The following is a 3,103-nucleotide window of genomic DNA, read 5'->3' on the forward strand; positions in this document are numbered from 1 at the left end:
ATATAATTACTCATAATATTAGAATAAGTTTCAACCAAATCTAATAGTTCAGCATAACTGTATTCCTTTGTGGCAGAATAGTAAGCAATTTTATCATTATGTTCTCTACAAACAGCTAAAAATGCTTCATAAATATTATAACTATCATACTCACCATCATAATCATCGGCTTTGCCTATGATAATTGATTTCTCGCTATCTGATACCAGAGATAATTGATCAATATTTATTTTTTCGTTGAATATACAAGTTTTTATAATATGTTGTAATTGTTTAGCTAATCGATTAATTAGGTGTTCATCAAATATATCTTTTGAATATGAAAACTGAAGATAAATAGCCCCTTCATTTTCTTGACAATAAAGAACTAAATCATATTTAGCAAAACCATTATCCTTTTCACGAGCGTAAAAATTGATAATATCATTCAAATTTTCTGACTTTTCAGAATACATATTGAACATAATTTGAAAAATTGGATGTGAAATTTCATTTCTCTCTATTTCAAGAAGATTTACCATTGAACTGAAGGGGTAAGAACTATTTGACATAGCTCTACTGGCAATATCATTTACATCTTTACAAATATCAATAAAGCTTTTTTCCTTATCTTTGAGATTAAAACGCATTGGAAGCATATTTAAGAAGAAACCAATTAGATTTTCTGTGCCAGGTACATCTCTTACTACATGGGGGCTTCCTATAATTAAATCATCCGTATTAGAAAACTGGTTAAGAAGAATATAAAATGTTGATAATATCATTGAATATGTCGTTAAATTATAATCTTTAGACAATGTATTAATTTTTTTTACATATTCAGATGGTAGCTTTATATTTACGTAGTCATTGGAATGTGTATTCTGAAGTAAATTTGCCGAATCACAAGGGATTTTTATTGTTTCTATTTCACCACTTAATTGCTGTTTCCAGAAAGATTCTTCAGATATCAATTGTTCTGGTTTCCGATTATGACTTTCCCATAAGGCAAAATCCTTGAATCCAATTTTCGAAATATCAGGTTTTTCACTTTTTCCAAGAAGAAAAGAATAATAACTAGTAATATATTTAAGAATAACAGATAAGGACCACGCATCCATAACTATTTCATGAGTGGTTAAAAGTATTTTCCTATTATTACCTTTCTTTAAAATAACCAGTTCAAATAAATCATCTTCAATTAAGTTTATACCTTTGGATAGAACCGATTTCCTATAGTCATCTTCATCAATATAAGTGCTATCATCTAGATTTATCTCTTTTACATCATAAAAAAAATCATCTTGAATTGAAAAAAAAGGCAAGCCATCTTTTTCTTTAAATTTAATTCTTAATGTGTCAAAATTAATTACAGCATTTGTCCATGTTTTATTAAATAAATCGACAGAAAAATCCCTATCACAACTTATTTCAACTTGCAATACATAATTATTTAATTCTGGGTTAAGTTTCCATAAGAACCATAATTGTTTTTGAATTTCAGTTAAAGGATAGTCCGTTTTTTGACTATATGGTTTTAGTTCCTTATAAGAAAATTTATTCTGTTTTATCAAACATTCTAACTGTTCAATATTATTGCTATATATGTCAGAGATTTTTAAATTGATAGAAAATTGTTTTGATATGTGATTAACAGCCAACATTGCACGTAATGAATCACCACCCAATTCAATAAACATATCCCTAATACTAATTGGACTTATATTGACTAGATCAGCATATAATTCGCATAACTTAGTTTGTATTTCAGTATAAGGAAGAACAAAAGGATGATCAGTTAAGGGGCGTATTTTCTCAAGATTTTTTAAATTATTATAATCAATCTTGCCATTTGAATTATGAGGAATACAATCACTAACGATAAAGTAATCAGGGATCATGTAATCAGGTAAATATGTCTTGAGTTCATCTACCAATAATTTCCTTGTAACCGTTTGCTCACAAACTATATATGCAACTAAATTTGTTATATCAACATCATCATTTTCTTGCATATCTCTTGCTGTTATTTTAATTTTATGCTCTTTTTTAATAATAACAGCACATTCCTTGACTTGTGAAATTTGTATCAGCTTATTTTCTATCTCTGCCAACTCTATTCTATGTCCTCTTACCTTAACCTGACGATCTATTCTACCTAAACATTCCAATTGTTGGTCTTGATTATATCTAACTAGATCACCTGTTTTATAGATTGTTCTATGATTTATATCATCAGAAAATGGGTTATTGAGAAATACTGAGTTAGTTTTATCTTGATCATTAATATAACCGGCTGAGACACCTAAACCTGAAACATATAACTCACCTGTTTTGTAAGATTCTTTTATCTGTATAATCTTATTATTGTTAACTTCAACCTCACATATGTATAAATTTAATCCTGAAATTGGCTTTCCGATAGGAGTTACTGTATCAGGAATATCGTTCATACTTGAAATTAAGTAATGTGTTACTCCATCAGAACATTCTGTTGGACCATAATGATTTAAAATTGGTATATGTTTATATAGGTTAAACCAATTCCTACATGTCGTGGGTAACAATGGTTCTCCCACAGTAGCAACAATTTTTAATGATTCTAATTTAATATCAAGGCTTTTAATACTATTTATAAAAGTATTAAATAAAGAAGGTACAAATTGAATGATAGTTACTTGTTCTTTATTTAGTTTTTCAACTAATGCTGAAGGATATTGTAATATTTGTTTCTCTATTATAACAGTTTCGCCTCCGACTGTAAGTGCTGACAAAAATTGCCAGATTGAAATATCGAAACTCTGAGGTGCTGTTTGGGCTATTTTTGAATTTTTATCTATCGATAGATCATTAACTTTAGCTTGGATATGATTCGCCATTCCTAGCTGTTTTACCATTACACCTTTAGGTTGTCCTGTTGTTCCTGATGTAAATATAATATATGCAATATCTTCTGGATCACATGAGGAAAGAATTACCTTGCTCGTGTTGTTGTAGTTAATTGCATCTAGTATATTTAATGAATTTATTCCTAGTATTTCTGTATCTACCGACTCTCTACTTAGAATAAGTTTACACTGACTTTTTTTTATAATATATTTTTTTCTCTCTAATGGTAAATCAC

General features: G+C 28.5%; 1 protein-coding gene. It reads right to left on the bottom strand.

Annotation, left to right across the window (positions count from 1 at the left end; genetic code table 11):
- Window positions 1-3,103: condensation domain-containing protein (locus tag A9G30_RS06160; RefSeq protein ID WP_141672022.1), on the bottom strand; the 3,103-nt coding region annotated here is incomplete at both ends.

The sequence above is a fragment of the Gilliamella sp. Fer4-1 genome (genome assembly GCF_001690515.1).
Classification (GTDB): domain Bacteria; phylum Pseudomonadota; class Gammaproteobacteria; order Enterobacterales; family Orbaceae; genus Gilliamella; species Gilliamella apicola_C.